Genomic DNA, 16,216 nt, shown 5'->3' on the forward strand with positions numbered 1-16,216 from the left:
AAACGCCCGGTTACATTCCGAACCCGGAAGCTAAGCCTTACAGCGCCGATGGTACTGCAGGGGGGACCCTGTGGGAGAGTAGGACACCGCCGAACTCCTTTTAGAGCTCTGGCTCTTGGGCACACAGCCCAAGAGCCAGAGCTTTTTTGCGTTGAGGTAGGGTCAGGGGGAATCGTCGGCACATTCCCCACAGGAGGCTCCCGGGTGGAGGTCCAGGAGACCCGGGTCCAGACGGACCGGGTCCTCACCATCCCCAACATCCTCAGCATGGCGCGGCTCGTTGGCGTTCCGCTCTTCCTGTGGCTGATTCTCAGGCCTGAGTTCGGTGGCCCCAAGAGTGACGAGTGGGCGTTGCTGGTGCTGGCCCTGAGCGGCATCAGTGACTACCTGGACGGCAAGCTCGCCCGGCGCTGGAACCAGATCAGCAGCTTGGGCCGGCTGCTGGACCCGGCGGCCGACCGTCTCTACATTCTCTCGACTTTGGTCGGTCTCACCTGGCGCGAGATTCTGCCGATCTGGTTGACGGCTGCACTGCTTCTGCGTGAGCTGGTTCTCCTGGTGATGGTGGGCATCCTCAGGCGTCACGGTTATCCTCCGCCGCAGGTGAACTTCCTTGGCAAGGCTGCCACGTTCAACCTGATGTACGCCTTCCCGCTGCTCCTGCTCAGTGACGGAACTGGATGGCTCTCGTCACTCGCTGCTATTTTCGGATGGGCGTTCGCAGGATGGGGTACAACGCTCTACTGGTGGGCAGGAGTCCTCTACGTGGTACAAGTCCGCCGCCTGATCCGTGCGGACGCCATGGCTGATTGAACTCGTCCATTGGCACGGCCTTTACGGCTCGATGGCCCCCGACGGAAAAGTGCGGGAGAATCTGGACGGGTGAAGTCGGCCAGACCGTCATCTCTTGGAGGAGGACGCTTCCGACATGAAGGCCGTCGTGATGGCCGGAGGCGAAGGCACACGCCTTCGTCCAATGACCTCAAGCATGCCCAAGCCGCTCCTGCCGGTGGTGAACCGGCCGATCATGGAGCACGTTCTTCGGCTGCTCAAAAGGCATGGGCTCAACGAGACCGTCGTCACCGTCCAGTTCCTGGCCTCGCTGGTCAAGAACTACTTCGGTGACGGTGAAGAGCTCGGGATGGAGCTCTCCTATGCCAATGAGGAGAAGCCACTCGGTACCGCCGGAAGCGTCAAGAACGCCGAAGAGGCGTTGAAGGACGATGCTTTCGTCGTCATTTCCGGTGATGCCCTGACCGACTTCGATCTCACCGAGCTCATCAACTTCCACAAGGAAAAGGGCGCACTGGTCACGGTCTGTCTGACGCGTGTACCCAATCCGCTCGAGTTCGGTATCACCATCGTCGACGAAGAGGGGAAGGTCGAGCGCTTCCTGGAGAAGCCGACCTGGGGGCAGGTTTTCTCGGACACCGTGAACACGGGTATCTATGTGATGGAGCCCGAGGTCTTCGACTATGTCGAGCCCGATGTTCCCGTGGACTGGTCCGGAGATGTCTTCCCGCAGTTGATGAAGGAAGGCAAGCCGATCTATGGCTATATCGCCGAAGGGTACTGGGAGGACGTCGGCACCCACGAGAGCTACGTGAAGGCCCAGGCCGACGTTCTCGAAGGCAAGGTCGACGTCGAGATCGACGGCTTTGAGCTCTCTCCCGGCGTATGGGTGGCCGAGGGTGCCGAGGTGCATCCCGATGCCGTTCTCCGAGGCCCGCTGTATATCGGGGACTACGCGAAGGTCGAGGCCGGCGCCGAAATCCGTGAGCACACCGTCGTCGGTTCCAACGTCGTAGTGAAGAGCGGGGCCTTTCTGCACAAGGCTGTCGTGCACGACAACGTGTACGTCGGACAGCAGAGCAATCTTCGAGGCTGTGTCGTCGGGAAGAACACCGACATCATGCGCGCGGCTCGTATCGAGGACGGCGCGGTCATCGGCGACGAGTGCCTTGTCGGCGAGGAATCGATCATCCAGGGGAATGTACGGGTCTACCCGTTCAAGACCATCGAGGCCGGTGCCTTCGTCAACACCTCGGTCATCTGGGAGTCCAGGGGCCAGGCGCATCTCTTCGGTGCCCGCGGGGTGTCCGGCATCCTGAACGTCGAGATCACGCCCGAACTCGCGGTCCGGCTGGCCGGCGCCTACGCGACGACCCTCAAGAAGGGCTCGACCGTCACCACTGCCCGCGACCACTCCCGAGGCGCACGGGCACTGAAGCGGGCGGTGATCTCCGCTCTGCAGGCCAGCGCCATCGACGTACGCGACCTGGAGAACGTACCGCTGCCCGTCGCGCGGCAGCAGACCGCGCGCGGCAGTGCCGGCGGGATCATGATCCGGACCACGCCGGGGGTGCCGGACTCCGTGGACATCATGTTCTTCGACGGGCGGGGCGCGGATCTGTCCCAGGGCAGCCAGCGGAAGCTGGACCGGGTCTTCGCGCGGCAGGAGTACCGGCGGGCGTTCCCCGGGGAGATCGGTGACCTGCACTTCCCGGCGAGTGTCTTCGACTCGTACACCGGATCACTGCTGCGGAACGTCGACATCACCGGGATTTCGGAGTCCGGACTCAAGGTAGTCGTGGACGCTTCCAACGGCAGCGCGGGGCTGGTGCTGCCGAGCCTGCTCGGGAAGCTCGGTGTGGACTCGCTCACCATCAACCCGGGGCTCGACGAGTCCAGGCCCACCGAGACGGCGGACGCCCGTCGGTCGGGGCTGGTGCGGCTCGGGGAGATCGTGGCGTCCGCGCGGGCCGCGTTCGGTGTGCGGTTCGACCCTGTGGGTGAGCGGCTGTCCCTGGTCGACGAGAAGGGGCGGATCATCGAGGACGACCGGGCGCTGCTCGTCATGCTCGACCTGGTCGCTGCGGAGCGGCGCAGCGGTCGTGTGGCGTTGCCGGTGACCACCACACGGATCGCCGAGCAGGTGGCGGCATACCACGGCACACAGGTGGAGTGGACGACCACCTCGCCCGACGACCTCACCCGCGTCGGCCGTGACGACTCGACGATCTTCGGTGGTGACGGCAAGGGCGCCTTCATCATTCCGGAGTTCAGCAGTGTCTTCGACGGAGCGGCGGCCTTCGTACGGCTGATCGGCCTGGTGGCGCGGACGCAGCTCACGCTCAGTCAGATTGACGCTCGGATTCCGCGAGCGCATGTCATCAAGCGTGATCTGGCGACCCCGTGGGCCGTCAAGGGGCTGGTGATGCGGCGGGTCGTGGAGGCGGCGGGCGATCGCTTTGTCGACACGACCGACGGTGTCCGGGTCGTGGAGACCGACGGGCGGTGGGTGATGGTTCTGCCGGACCCGGCCGAGGCGGTCACGCATCTGTGGGCCGAAGGGCCCGACGACGCGTCCGCGCAGGCTCTGCTCGACGAGTGGTCGGCGGTCGTGGACAGCGCCGGCCGCTGACCCACGCGTGCGTGCCGGGCATGTGCCCCCAAGGGGGCCTGTCCGGCGCGCCGATGGGGCCATTCGGAGGTAGGGGCCGCGACGTGCGACGATGTTCGGCATGCCGCAGCAGCCCCCCGTTCGGAGCACCCCTACGCGACCCTCGCGCCCGGATGCCTCCATGTCGCTGCTCACCAACGTCATGGACCACAGTCTCGACGACGGATACGCCGAGGCGGCGGACCGGAAAAAGGCCGCCGGTGACGGTGGGCTGCCCAGGACGTTGCGGGCCAAGCTCGGTCTTGGTGTGGGTCTGGTGCTCGCGGCTCTGGTGGTCACCGTGGGGGCGGCGCAGGCGCGGGTGGCGGCTCCGGTCGTGGCCAAGGAGCGCGAGGAGCTCATCGACCGGATCGACCGTGAGACCGAGACGGCGGACGGACTCGAGGAGAGCGTCGACAAGCTGCGCGACGACGTGAGCACGCGACAGCGCGAGGCGCTCAAGAAGAGCGGCGACAGCGGCGGGGCCGACCTCGTGGACATCCTGTCGGGTGCTGCGGAAGTGCATGGCCCCGGCGTCAAACTGGTCGTGAACGACGCCAAGGAAGCCAGCACCGGCGGCGACGGGAACCCGCGCGAGACCTCGGGGTTCTCCGATACCGGGCGGGTGCGCGACCGGGACATGCAGCGGGTCGTCAACGGCCTGTGGGCATCGGGGGCCGAGGCCGTCTCCGTCAACGGACAGCGGCTGACCGCCCTGTCGGCGATCAGAGCCGCGGGTGACGCGATACTGGTCGACAACAAGCCGCTGGTTCCTCCGTATACGGTGCTCGCGGTGGGCGACGGGCAGCGGCTGAGCACCAGGTTCCAGAACAGTGCCGATGGGCTGTATCTGCACGCCCTTCAGGAGAGCTACGGCATCCGGACCGCCATTTCCGTGGAGGACGATCTCCGGCTGCCGGCCGCACCGAGTGTGACCGTACGTACAGCAGAGCCGAGAACTGAGAAGGGCACATCGTGATCGCCGTACTGGGCCTCGTCGTGGGAGTCGTGGCCGGACTGTTGGTCCGGCCTGAGGTTCCGGCCGTCGTCGAGCCTTATCTGCCGATCGCCGTGGTGGCGGCGCTCGACGCCGTCTTCGGGGGTCTGCGGGCCATGCTCGACGGCATCTTCGACGACAAGGTCTTCGTCGTGTCGTTCCTGTCCAACGTGGTCGTGGCCGCGCTGATCGTGTTCCTCGGCGACAAGTTGGGCGTGGGCGCGCAGTTGTCGACCGGTGTCGTGGTCGTGCTCGGGATCCGCATCTTCTCCAACGCCGCGGCGATCCGCCGGCACGTCTTCCGGGCGTGAGGCCGATGAGCGAGCAGGAAGAGACCCCCGGCAACAGGCTGCGCAAGGAACTGCCCGAGGAACGTCCGGTGACGCCGTCCGAGGTGACGGACGTCCCGGCGGTGGAGCCGCAGCTCACCGGGCGCCGGCGGCTGGTGCAGGGGCTGTGGCCGCCGCGTGTGACGCGGGCCCAACTCATCGTCGCCGTCCTGCTGTTCGGCCTCGGGTTCGGCCTCGCCGTCCAGGTGGCGTCGAACAGTGACAGCGACAGCGCGCTGCGCGGGGCGAGGCAGGAGGATCTCGTACGCATCCTCGATGAACTGGACGACCGTACTCAGCGTCTTGAAGACGAGAAGCAGGGTCTGGAGAAGCAGCGGGACGAGCTGGAGAACAGCTCCGACCAGGCCGAGGAGGCCCGCAAGCAGACGGTCGAGAAGGAGCGGCAACTCGGCATCCTCGCGGGCACGGTGGCCGCGCAGGGGCCGGGCATCACGATGACGATCGAGGACACCAAGGGGACGGTCGAGGCGGACATGCTGCTCGACGCGATCCAGGAGTTGCGGGCGGCCGGTGCGGAGGCGATCCAGGTGAACGGCGTACGGGTGGTCGCGGGCACCTATCTGTCGGACTCGGACAAGAGTGTGAACGTCGACGGGAACAAGATCGCCACGCCGTTTCGTTTCAAGGTCATCGGCAACCCGCAGGACCTCGAACCGGCTCTCAACATTCCCGGAGGCGTGGTGCAGACTCTCGAGAAGGAGCAGGCCACCGTGACCGTCGAGCGGGCGCAGAAGATCGTCGTGGACGCCTTGCGAGCGGCGAAGCGGCCTGACTACGCTCGGTCGTCCTCCCAGTGAACCGGTGGTGCATGCGCGGCGTCGGGTCAGGGCACGAGGTTGCGGGGGGTCGGCGCACCGAATGGGTGGTGCGTGGTGGAAACTGTCTGGTGGAAACGGACGTTGTGAGGGTGTCCGGGTCGACCGGTGTGTTCAATCAGGGTTCGTCCTGCCCCACGGGCGGGTCTGTTTCGGTCAAGGGGAATCGCCCGTGAAGTTGTTTGCGAAGTTGTTCGGCAAGAGCGCGCGAGAGGGTAGCGACAACGCGACCGCTCGTCATCGCGCACAGCCCGACTCGGAGGGGCAGCGTCCGCTGTTCCGGGACCAGGTCGATGGTCCGGGCGGTGACGTTCCCGGAGGTCAGGGCGTGCCGTCTGTTGACCCTGCTCAGTCCGGCGACATAGGTTTCGGGCAGCCGTCAACCTCAAGTACGGGTGGAGGGTTTTCCCCTATGTCGGCCCAGGTGTGTACGAGGTGCGGTAACCGCAACGCGGAGAACAGCCGCTTCTGCTCCAACTGCGGCGCCCCGCTGCGGGCCGGGGCGGTGCCCGAGCGTCCGTCGGAGACGACCTCCACCATCTCCATCTCCGGACTCGAGGCGTACGACGCCGAGGTCACGGGGCAGACGCAGATGCCGGCCCTGTCCCCGGAGGCACAGGCGGCCGTCGACGCACTGCCGCTGGGCTCGGCGCTCCTGGTGGTGCGCCGTGGGCCGAACTCGGGCAGCCGCTTCCTGCTGGACGGCGAGCTGACCACGGCCGGCCGGCACCCGCAGAGCGACATCTTCCTCGACGACGTCACCGTCTCGCGCCGGCACGTGGAGTTCCGCCGCGGTCAGGACGGTTCGTTCACGGTGTCCGACGTGGGCAGTCTCAACGGCACGTACGTCAACCGTGAGCGGATCGACTCGGTCGCTCTGAACAACGGCGACGAGGTGCAGATCGGCAAGTACCGGCTGGTGTTCTACGCGAGCCAGCGGGGCTACTGACCCTCCCAGGGAAGGTCCATGCTTCAAACACCGAGCGGCGGTGCGGGACACGGCACCGCCGCCACGGACAGTGGGCTGATGAGTATCGGCACGGTGCTGAACGCGCTGCGCGACGAGTTCCCCGAAGTCACGATCTCCAAGATCCGTTTCCTGGAGTCCGAGGGGCTCATCGAGCCGCGGCGGACCCCCTCCGGGTACCGCAAGTTCAGCGACCGGGATCTCGAGCGGCTCGGTCATGTCCTGAGGATGCAGCGGGACCACTATCTGCCGCTCAAGGTGATCCGTGAGCACCTGGACGCCATGGAGCGGGGCGAGGCCGTGGCGTTGCCCACGGTGGGCCGTCAGCGCGACGGAGAATCGGTTCTGGAAGTGTCCGAAGGCCCCGCCGCGGCGCGGATCGGCCGGGCCGAGCTGCTCGCCGCCGCGGAGATCGGCGAGTCGGAGCTGACGGAGTGGGAGTCGTACGGGCTGATCACCCCGCTGTCGGACGGGGCGTACGACGCCGAGGTGGTCACGGTTGCCGCGCTCGTCGTCGAGCTCGGGCGGTTCGGGATCGAGCCGCGGCATCTGCGCGCGATGAAGGCCGCCGCCGAACGCGAGGCCGGGCTCGTGGACCAGGTGGTGGCCCCGCTGAAGCGCCACCGCAACCCGCAGACCCGCGCGCACGCGGAAGCCCGTACGAAGGAACTGGCCGGTCTCACCGTGAAGCTGCACGCGGCACTCGTGCAGACCGCGCTCGGTGTACGACTGCCCTGAGGGCGGCTGGTGCAGGAACTGTCACCCGTTTCCTGCCCGACTACCCAAACGTCCCGGGCACGGCCTAGGGTTGCTGTGTGAACGAGCTCGATGTCGTAGGTGTCCGGGTCGAAATGCCCTCCAACCAACCGATCGTGCTCCTGCGTGAAGTGGGAGGCGACCGCTACCTCCCCATCTGGATCGGGCCCGGGGAGGCGACTGCGATCGCCTTCGCACAGCAGGGCATGGCCCCCGCACGACCGCTGACCCACGACCTGTTCAAGGACGTGCTGGAGGCGGTCGGCCAGGAGCTCACGGAAGTGCGCATCACGGACCTGCGTGAGGGCGTCTTCTACGCGGAGCTGGTCTTCGCCAGCGGGGTCGAGGTGAGCGCACGCCCGTCCGACGCCATAGCGCTGGCCCTGCGTACCGGGACGCCCATCTACGGCAGTGACGGGGTGCTCGACGACGCCGGCATCGCGATTCCGGACGAGCAGGAGGACGAAGTGGAGAAGTTCCGCGAGTTCCTCGACCAGATCTCCCCCGAGGACTTCGGTACCAGCAGTCAGTGAGGTGGACGCGGCCGATCCGGCGGATCAGTGGTCCGTGAGAGGTCGGTCGTGTCCGGTCGTCACCAAAATGCTGGCATTTGCCACCGGCGAGTGAGAGCGTCCTGCGGCCCGCTCGGAGCACATTCGGCTAGCCTTTCCCCGCGGTTGGGTGCGGTAAACCACTCCTAGGGTGATTATCACTCGGCGTGCCGAGTGTGGCGATCGTTGACGCACCCCTGGTGACTGCCTACCGTCGAGAAGGCAGGTCAAGGACGGAGGTCGGCGTGAGAAGCAGCGGCGACGGTACGGCTGGGGGTGCCCCCGGACGGAGTCTCGGGGCAAGCGGTCCGTACCCTCCCCCAAGCTCTCAACTGCGGTCGAGTTGGGGGGATCCCCATCACGGCAGCACGGCCGATCCTGCTCCGCAGCGGCCGGCGGCCGCGCCGAGCAGCGGAGGGGCGACGTCCATGGCGTCCGAGCAGATCGGCTATCGCGGCCCTACCGCGTGTGCGGCGGCGGGTATCACCTACCGGCAACTGGACTACTGGGCGCGCACCGGGCTCGTCGAGCCGAGCGTGCGGCCCGCCCACGGGTCGGGGACGCAGCGGCTCTACAGCTTCCGTGACGTCGTCGTCCTGAAGATCGTCAAGCGGTTCCTCGACACCGGTGTGTCGCTGCAGAACATCCGCACCACGGTCCAGCACCTGCGTGAGCGCGGCTTCCAGGACCTGGAGCGCATGACGCTCATGAGCGACGGCGCCACGGTCTACGAGTGCACCTCGCCGGACGAGGTCCACGCGCTGCTCCAGGGCGGCCAGGGGATCTTCGGGATCGCCGTGGGTGTGGTGTGGCGGGACGTCGAGAGCGCCCTGTCACAGCTGCACGGGGAGCGCATCGACACCGGGGAGACCCTTGTCGGGCACAACCCCGCGGACGAGCTGGCGCGGCGGCGCAACCGGGCGGTCTGAGGCGGCCCCGCACTCTCGGGCGGGGCATTGTCAGTGGCGTAGGGCAGCATCGGACATGTGAGAAAAGCGCCCACGATCCTGCATCTCGACATGGATGCCTTCTACGCCTCGGCGGAGCAGGCGTCCAAGCCGAGTCTGCGTGGGAAGGCCGTCGTCGTGGGCGGTCTGGGGCCGCGGGGTGTGGTGGCGACCGCGTCGTACGAGGCCCGGGTGTTCGGCGTGAACTCGGCGATGCCGATGGCCCAGGCCAGGCGCCTCGCGCCGAACGCCGCGTATCTTGTGCCGCGCTTCGACTTCTACCGGTCGATCAGCGAGCAGGTGATGGGGCTGCTGCGCGAGTTGTCGCCGCTGGTGGAGCCCCTGAGCCTCGACGAGGCGTTCGTGGACCTGGAGGCCGGGGGAACGGCCTGGGACGAGCGGTCGGCGCGGTTGGCCGGGGCGAAGCTGCGAGCCGACATACGGGCCGGCACGGGGCTGACGGGATCCGTGGGGCTCGCCGCGTCCAAGATGCTCGCGAAGATCGCCTCGGAGCAGGCCAAGCCGGACGGCCTGGTGGTGATCGAGCCGGGTACCGAGCGGGCGCTGCTGGGGCCGATGTCGGTCCGGACGCTCCCGGGGGTGGGGCCGGCGACGGGGGACCACCTGCGGCGGGCCGGGATCCAGACGGTCGACGAGATCGTGGAGGCGGGCGAGGACGAGCTCGTACGGCTGCTGGGGAAGGCGCACGGGCACGGGCTGTACGCGATGGCGCTGACCCGGGACGAGCGGGCCGTGGTCGCGGAGCGGGAGACGAAGTCGGTGTCGGTGGAGGACACGTACGACGTGGACATCCATGACCGGGTCCGGGTGGGGCTGGAAGTGCAGCGACTGGCCGACCGGTGTGTGCGGCGGCTGCGGGGGGCCGGGCTGTCGGGGCGGACCATCGTGTTGAAGGTACGGCGCTACGACTTCTCGACGTTGACGCGGTCCGAGACCCTGCGGGGGCCCACCGACGATCCCGCGGTGGTGCGTGAGGCCGCTCTGCGGCTGCTGGAGGGGGTGGACTCGACCGGAGGGGTGCGGTTGCTGGGGGTGGGGGTGAGTGGGCTGGCCGACTTCACGCAGGAGGATCTGTTCGCTCAGGCCATGGAGGAGCGAATGGATCACACCGTCGAGGAGACGGCTGAGGACACCGCTGTGCAGGAGCCGAAGGAGGTTGCCGAGCGGCGGTGGGTCGCCGGTCACGATGTGCGGCATGCCGAGTACGGGCACGGGTGGGTGCAGGGCAGTGGATTGGGGAGGGTGACCGTGCGGTTCGAGACGCCGCGTTCCGAGCCGGGGCGGGTGCGGACGTTCCGGGTCGAGGATCCCGCGCTGGAGGTGGCTGAGCCGTTGCCGTTGGTGGAGGTCCCGGGTCTCCGGCCGCGTCAGGCGTGACGGGATCGTCCTCGGGTCGGTCAGCCGGGAGCTTCTCTCAGGCGTCGGCCTCCTCGGTGCCTGCCAGCTTGCCGAAGTCCCGGTCCGGGAACGGGGGCGGTGGGGCGAGGTCGAGGCCGTAGTGGTGATAGAGCTGGAGTTCCTGGTCGGGGGAGAGGTGACGGCCCACGCCGAAGTCGGGGGCTTCCTTGATGAGGGTGCGGTCGAAGGGGACGTGGAGTGTGCCCTCGATCACTTCGCTGGGGCCCAGGGGAACGAAGGCGTCCCGGGAGAAGAGGCCGGTGCGTATGGCCGCCCATTCAGGCACGCCGGTCGCGTCGTCGAGGTAGACCTCGTCGATACTGCCGATCTTGGCACCGTTGCGGTCGAACGCCTTGCGGCCGATCAGGTTGCGCGGATCGATGTCGGTCTGCACGGGCCCTCCACTTGGTCGCAACTCATCCGAAGCGGTCCTAAGCACTACGAAAGAGCACATCGGGGTGTGCGGCCACTCGAAAGCTCGGGCGTTGACCTCGCTGGTAGTGTTGCAGGCGGCTGTCGACCCCGTGCGGGAGAGTCCTCCGGACACCATCGGAGGCGCCGAAGGAGCAAATCCTCCCCGGAATCTCTCAGGCTCACGTACCGCACGGACGAGGTCACTCTGGAAAGCAGGGCGGGGGCCGACGGCTTCCGCTCTCACCGACGGTGAAAGCCGGCTGCCCTCGGGCGGCTGGTGAAGCTCTCAGGTTGAGATGACAGAGGGGGAGGCCGTCGGGGTACCCGTGCCGGGGCGCCCCTCGTAGGTCGCGTCTGACCAGGAGGCCTCCGCAATGACCGCCCATCGCATTCCGCTCTCCGCGCTCGAGCAGGGAATCCCCTTCGAGCAGCGTCACATCGGCCCCGATCACGGGGCTCAGGCCAAGATGCTCGCCCAGGTCGGTTACGGCTCGCTGGACGAACTCACCGCTGCCGCGGTACCGGATGTGATCAAGAACGCCGATGCCCTGGAGCTGCCCGGAGCGCGCACCGAGGCCGAGGTACTGGCCGAGCTGCGGTCGCTGGCCGACCGGAACCAGGTGCTCGACTCCATGATCGGGCTCGGGTACTACGGCACCTTCACGCCGCCCGTCATCCTGCGCAACGTGATGGAGAACCCGGCCTGGTACACGGCCTACACGCCCTACCAGCCGGAGATCTCGCAGGGACGCCTCGAGGCCCTGCTCAACTTCCAGACCATGGTCGCCGACCTCACCGGGCTGCCGACCTCCGGTGCCTCGCTGCTCGACGAGGGGACCGCCGCGGCCGAGGCCCTGGCGCTGTCCCGCCGGATGGGGAAGAACAAGAAGGGGATCTTCCTCGTCGACGCCGACGTGCTGCCGCAGACCATCGCCGTGATCCAGACGCGCGCCGAGCCGACCGGAGTCGAGGTCGTCGTCGCCGACCTCAGTGACGGGATCCCGGCCGCGCTCGCCGAGCGGGAGATCAACGGGGTGCTCCTCCAGTACCCCGGAGCCTCCGGGGCCGTACGCGACATCAAGGCGGTCGTCGACCAGGCTCACGAGCTCGGCGCGCTCGTGACCGTCGCCGCCGATCTGCTCGCGCTGACGCTGCTCAGGTCGCCCGGCGAGCTCGGGGCGGACATCGCGGTCGGGACCACGCAGCGCTTCGGTGTGCCGATGGGGTTCGGCGGGCCGCACGCCGGATACATGGCCGTGCGGGAGAAGTTCGCGCGGAGCCTGCCCGGGCGGCTCGTGGGCGTGTCCGTGGACGCCGACGGGAACAAGGCCTACCGGCTCGCGCTGCAGACGCGTGAGCAGCACATCCGTAGGGAGAAGGCGACCAGCAACATCTGCACGGCCCAGGTGCTGCTCGCGGTGATGGCCGGGATGTACGCCGTCTACCACGGGCCCGAGGGGCTCAGGGGCATCGCACGGCGGACGCACCGGTACGCGAACATCCTCGCCGCGGGCCTCACGGCCGGCGGGGTCGAGGTCGTGCACGGTTCCTATTTCGACACGCTCACCGTGCGCGTGCCCGCGAAGGCCGCCGAGATCGTCTCCGAGGCGCGGCAGAACGGCGTCAACCTCCATCTTGTCGACGCCGACCATGTGTCCATCGCCTGCGACGAGACCACATTGCGGGCGCAACTCGCCGCGGTGTGGGGCGCGTTCGGGGTCGAGGCCGACATCGAGGCACTGGACGCGGCCACCGAGGAGGCACTGCCGGACGCGCTGCTGCGCTCCGACGACTTCCTTGCCCATCCCGTCTTCCACCAGTACCGCTCCGAGACCGCGATGCTGCGCTACCTGCGCAGGCTGGCCGACCGCGACTACGCGCTCGACCGGGGCATGATCCCGCTGGGCTCCTGCACCATGAAGCTCAACGCGACCACGGAGATGGAGCCGGTCACCTGGCCCGAGTTCGGGCAGCTGCACCCCTTCGCCCCCGCCGAGCAGGCCCAGGGCTATCTGACGCTGATCCGGGAGCTGGAGGAGCGGCTCGCCGAGGTCACCGGGTACGACAACGTGTCGCTGCAGCCGAACGCCGGGTCGCAGGGCGAGCTGGCCGGGCTGCTCGCCGTACGCGGGTATCACCGTGCGAACGGTGACGAGCAGCGGACCGTGTGTCTGATCCCGTCGTCCGCGCATGGGACCAATGCGGCGAGCGCCGTGATGGCGGGCATGAAGGTCGTCGTGGTGAAGACCGCCGGGGACGGCGAGATCGACGTCGAGGACCTGCGGGCGAAGATCGAGCAGCACCGCGACGAGCTGGCCGTGCTGATGATCACGTACCCGTCGACGCACGGTGTGTTCGAGGAGCACGTCGCCGAGATCTGCGCGCAGGTGCACGAGGCGGGCGGGCAGGTGTACGTGGACGGCGCCAACCTCAACGCGCTGGTGGGGCTGGCCAAGCCGGGGCACTTCGGCGGTGACGTCTCGCACCTGAACCTGCACAAGACCTTCTGCATCCCGCACGGCGGCGGCGGCCCGGGCGTCGGCCCTGTCGGTGTGCGGGCGCACCTGGCGCCGTATCTGCCGAACCACCCGCTGCAGCCCGCGGCGGGTCCGGAGACCGGCGTCGGGCCGATCTCGGCCGCGCCCTGGGGTTCCGCGGGGATACTGCCGATCTCGTGGGCGTACGTCCGGCTCATGGGCGGTGAGGGGCTCAAGCGGGCCACGCAGGTGGCGGTGCTCTCCGCCAACTACATCGCCAAGCGGCTCGAGCCGCACTACCCCGTGCTGTACACCGGCCCCGGCGGGCTGGTGGCGCACGAGTGCATCATCGACCTGCGGCCGCTGACCAAGGCGACCGGGGTGAGCGTCGACGATGTGGCCAAGCGGCTCATCGACTACGGCTTCCACGCGCCGACCATGTCGTTCCCGGTGGCCGGAACGCTGATGATCGAGCCGACCGAGTCCGAGGACCTGATCGAACTTGACCGGTTCTGCGAGGCGATGATCGCCATTCGTGGGGAGATCGAGAAGGTCGGGGCCGGGGAGTGGGCCGCCGACGACAACCCGCTGCGGAACGCTCCGCACACCGCCGGTGCGCTGGGCGGCGAGTGGGAGCACGCCTACACGCGTGAGGAGGCCGTGTTCCCGGCCGGGGTGTCGGTCGCGGACAAGTACTGGCCGCCGGTGCGGCGGATCGACCAGGCCTTCGGTGACCGGAACCTGGTGTGTTCCTGCCCGCCGCTGGACGCGTACGAGGACTGACCTCAGGTGATGAGGGCCCCGTTTCGGCGGGGCCCTTTTCGTCGTGCCGGGCCGGGCCTACTCCTTCGCCAGGGACACCTCGGTCGATTTGATGAGGGCGATGACGGGGGTGCCGGCGGCCAGGGCGAGTTCGGTCACGGCGTCCGCGGTGATCGCTGAGGTGAGTACGCCTCCTTCGACGGCGACCTTGACGGTGGCCATGGCGGCGCCGGTGGTCACGGCGGTGACCTTGCCGGGGAGCTGGTTGCGGATGGACACGCCCCGCACGGGCGCGGTCGCGAGGGAGACCTCCGTCGACTTCACCAGGGCGCGTACGGGCGAGCCCTGGGTGAGGCCGAGCTCCCCGACGGACTCGAGGGTGATCGCGGCGGTGAGGTCCTGGCCGCCGGTGAGGCGGACCTTGACCGTTGCCATGGCCTCGCCCGGAGTGATCGTGGTGACGGTGCCGGGGAGCTGATTGCGGATGCTCAGGGTCATGGGCATCAACTTAGGGCCGTATGCGGCCCATGTCTGGTATGTGCCAGTGTCAGTCAGCCGGCCGAGCACCCTCCCTCCAGTCGCCTGCGCTCCACCCTCTCGGCGGCCGACGCATCCACCCACGGCGCTCCTGTGGTGCGGCTCAGCTGGGTTCGGGCCGCCCGGCTGAGGCGGGATCAGCGTAAGCGGAGAGTGATGCTCGGGCCTGTGGGTGGAGGGTGGAGGCGTCAAACTTCCGTCAAGACTCGGACTGGGCACGTCGGCGGAGGGGGACGAGGCAGCTTGGGGGCCGTGCGAACCCGATCGAGGCGTCCGGGGCCGTACAGCGACGTGGACACGTAGCGTCATGTCGCGGCCGGGGTGCGGCCGGGGCGGGGCGGCCATGGGCCCGCCCAGGAGGCGTGGATGCGCTGCGGGAGGCAGGGAGCTCGGAGCCGCGGGAGGGACATCTCCGGGCCTGCGTCGCGCAGTCGGCGAAGGGGGGCATACCGGGAAGCGCGATGATTGCACAGGTAGCCGTCTACCGGAACCTTTCAGCACCATCCTGTTAAGGGCTCATAGAGCGGGCTTGACTCTTTCCTTGGAATGGACTCCCTAGGGTTGGCCGTGGATATGAAACATCGGCCCCGAGGGGGCGCATTCTGAACGACTTCGGTCGTCGGAGTAGGCAGCGGCGGGTGTGATCCGGGGGTAAGCGGTGGAACTGCGTCAGATCGAGTATTTCGTCGCTGTGGCGGAAGAGGGCCATTTCGGCCGTGCCGCGCAACGCCTCTTCATCGGGCAGCCGGCGATCAGTCAGCAGATCCGGCGGTTGGAGCGTGAGCTGAGCTGCCCGTTATTCGACCGTCAGCCACGACAGGTCCAGCTCACCGAGGCCGGGGACCGTTTTCTGCCGGAGGCCCGGTCGGTGCTGGCCGCGGTCGACCGGGCCCGTCGGGCCATCGAGGAGGACGAGAGCGAAGGCAAGGTCACCATTCGTCTCGGCACCTGCTCGGGGCTCGGGGACCATCTGTACCGGATGCTCAACAACTTGGCGGCGATCATGCCGAACGCGGTCGTGGATCTGGTCTCGACGCCGTCCGAGTCCCGTGTCTCCGCCGTCATGACGGGCCGGCTGGAAGCCGCGTTCACGCACGCCCCGCCGCCCACGGACGCCGAGGTCGACTGCCTGGACATGTGGCTCGACCCACTGGTGGTCGCCCTGCCCAGCTGGCATCCGCTGGCCGCGCAGCACGAGGTGTCCATCGCCGATCTGGCGGATGTTCCGCTGCGGCTGCTTCCCCGGCGGGGCAATCCCGTCCTGGTGGACTGTGTGTTCCAGGCCTGCGCGGAGGCTGGTTTCACACCGCGCTCGGAACCCCCGGGCACCACGTTGGACGAGACGCTCGCAGCCATCGGCACGCCCTCGACGGCAAGTTGGACCGTCCTGTATGCCTCGCATGCCCGGTTGCTGACCAACCGATACCTGGCCTTCCGGCCTTTCCGGGAGTCGAGCCTGGTGATCAACACCATGCTTCTCGTGCCCCGCGACACAGGGACACCTGGGCTGCGGGCTCTGGTGGAGGCTGGGCGGCAGTCCGGCTGAGGCGCGGGTCGGGTCCCTGACCTGTACAGAGTGTCTGCGCGAACGGGCTCTGTCGCAGCGTCGGTTCGGGGATTCGGAGGCGCCGGACTCGAGGATGCGGACTGCCGTCGCCCGGCAATCGGGAGGCGTGCCCCAGAGCGCGTGAACCGGGATGTCCCGGCGTGTGCACCGGCATGCGGTGGGTTCCGGGATGAGTGACGGCGATGCATCAAGGTGCGGCGCGGCTCACTGGCTCC

14 protein-coding genes, 1 rRNA gene and 1 riboswitch are annotated in these 16,216 nt (G+C 68.2%); of the genes, 13 read left to right on the plus strand and 2 right to left on the minus strand.

The features are described 5' to 3' along the window. The 11 genes from rrf to ACFYRX_RS25155 all read left to right on the plus strand — a co-directional run. A 5S ribosomal RNA gene (gene rrf, locus ACFYRX_RS25105) occupies positions 1–95 on the plus strand; the annotation flags it as partial. 109 nt (positions 96–204) lie between these two features. Further along, positions 205–813, plus strand: a complete 609-nt coding sequence (locus ACFYRX_RS25110) for a CDP-alcohol phosphatidyltransferase family protein (protein ID WP_389103718.1) — start codon at positions 205–207, stop codon at positions 811–813. A gap of 115 nt (positions 814–928) precedes the next feature. Beyond that, positions 929–3,424, plus strand: coding sequence for a sugar phosphate nucleotidyltransferase (locus tag ACFYRX_RS25115; protein WP_389103719.1), 2,496 nt, complete (start codon positions 929–931; stop codon positions 3,422–3,424). A 160-nt stretch (positions 3,425–3,584) separates the two neighbouring features. Beyond that, entirely contained in the window at positions 3,585–4,421 is an 837-nt protein-coding gene (locus ACFYRX_RS25120; protein ID WP_389103722.1) for a DUF881 domain-containing protein, read from the plus strand. Further along, positions 4,418–4,750 (plus strand): small basic family protein, encoded by a 333-nt coding sequence (locus ACFYRX_RS25125; RefSeq protein WP_003988855.1) that lies wholly within the window; start codon positions 4,418–4,420, stop codon positions 4,748–4,750. Before ACFYRX_RS25120 ends, ACFYRX_RS25125 begins: the two co-directional genes overlap by 4 nt. Positions 4,751–4,755: 5 nt before the next feature. Continuing rightward, entirely contained in the window at positions 4,756–5,586 is an 831-nt protein-coding gene (locus ACFYRX_RS25130; RefSeq protein ID WP_389103724.1) for a DUF881 domain-containing protein, read from the plus strand. 61 nt (positions 5,587–5,647) lie between these two features. Further along, positions 5,648–6,553 (plus strand): FHA domain-containing protein, encoded by a 906-nt coding sequence (locus tag ACFYRX_RS25135; protein ID WP_389103726.1) that lies wholly within the window; start codon positions 5,648–5,650, stop codon positions 6,551–6,553. Positions 6,554–6,571: 18 nt separating this feature from the next. Beyond that, complete coding sequence (locus ACFYRX_RS25140) at positions 6,572–7,309, plus strand: MerR family transcriptional regulator (RefSeq protein WP_389103729.1); 738 nt, start codon at positions 6,572–6,574, stop codon at positions 7,307–7,309. 77 nt (positions 7,310–7,386) lie between these two features. Further along, a complete protein-coding gene (locus ACFYRX_RS25145) occupies positions 7,387–7,860 on the plus strand; it encodes a bifunctional nuclease family protein (RefSeq protein WP_004002801.1) in 474 nt (157 codons plus the stop codon). Between the two features lie 263 nt (positions 7,861–8,123). Beyond that, positions 8,124–8,807, plus strand: a complete 684-nt coding sequence (locus ACFYRX_RS25150; RefSeq protein ID WP_389103732.1) for a MerR family transcriptional regulator — start codon at positions 8,124–8,126, stop codon at positions 8,805–8,807. A gap of 57 nt (positions 8,808–8,864) precedes the next feature. Continuing rightward, positions 8,865–10,223 (plus strand): DNA polymerase IV, encoded by a 1,359-nt coding sequence (locus tag ACFYRX_RS25155; RefSeq protein WP_389103735.1) that lies wholly within the window; start codon positions 8,865–8,867, stop codon positions 10,221–10,223. A gap of 37 nt (positions 10,224–10,260) precedes the next feature. On the opposite strand, the gene ACFYRX_RS25160 is transcribed toward ACFYRX_RS25155, so the two are convergent. Then, positions 10,261–10,638 (minus strand): PRC-barrel domain-containing protein, encoded by a 378-nt coding sequence (locus ACFYRX_RS25160; RefSeq protein WP_389103738.1) that lies wholly within the window; start codon positions 10,636–10,638, stop codon positions 10,261–10,263. A gap of 123 nt (positions 10,639–10,761) precedes the next feature. Beyond that, positions 10,762–10,857: riboswitch (glycine riboswitch) on the plus strand. Positions 10,858–11,032: 175 nt separating this feature from the next. Here ACFYRX_RS25160 and gcvP point away from each other — a divergent pair. Then, on the plus strand, positions 11,033–13,918 hold the full coding sequence (gene gcvP / locus ACFYRX_RS25165; protein WP_389103741.1) for an aminomethyl-transferring glycine dehydrogenase: 2,886 nt from the start codon (positions 11,033–11,035) through the stop codon (positions 13,916–13,918). A gap of 57 nt (positions 13,919–13,975) precedes the next feature. Here gcvP and ACFYRX_RS25170 read toward each other — a convergent pair whose 3' ends face one another. Beyond that, a complete protein-coding gene (locus ACFYRX_RS25170; RefSeq protein ID WP_389103743.1) occupies positions 13,976–14,395 on the minus strand; it encodes a molybdopterin-binding protein in 420 nt (139 codons plus the stop codon). Between the two features lie 697 nt (positions 14,396–15,092). Here ACFYRX_RS25170 and ACFYRX_RS25175 point away from each other — a divergent pair. After that, on the plus strand, positions 15,093–15,980 hold the full coding sequence (locus tag ACFYRX_RS25175; RefSeq protein ID WP_389103746.1) for a LysR family transcriptional regulator: 888 nt from the start codon (positions 15,093–15,095) through the stop codon (positions 15,978–15,980). The last annotated feature ends 236 nt before the right edge of the window (positions 15,981–16,216 follow it).

This window comes from Streptomyces sp. NPDC005374 (assembly GCF_042872225.1).
Lineage (GTDB): Bacteria > Actinomycetota > Actinomycetes > Streptomycetales > Streptomycetaceae > Streptomyces.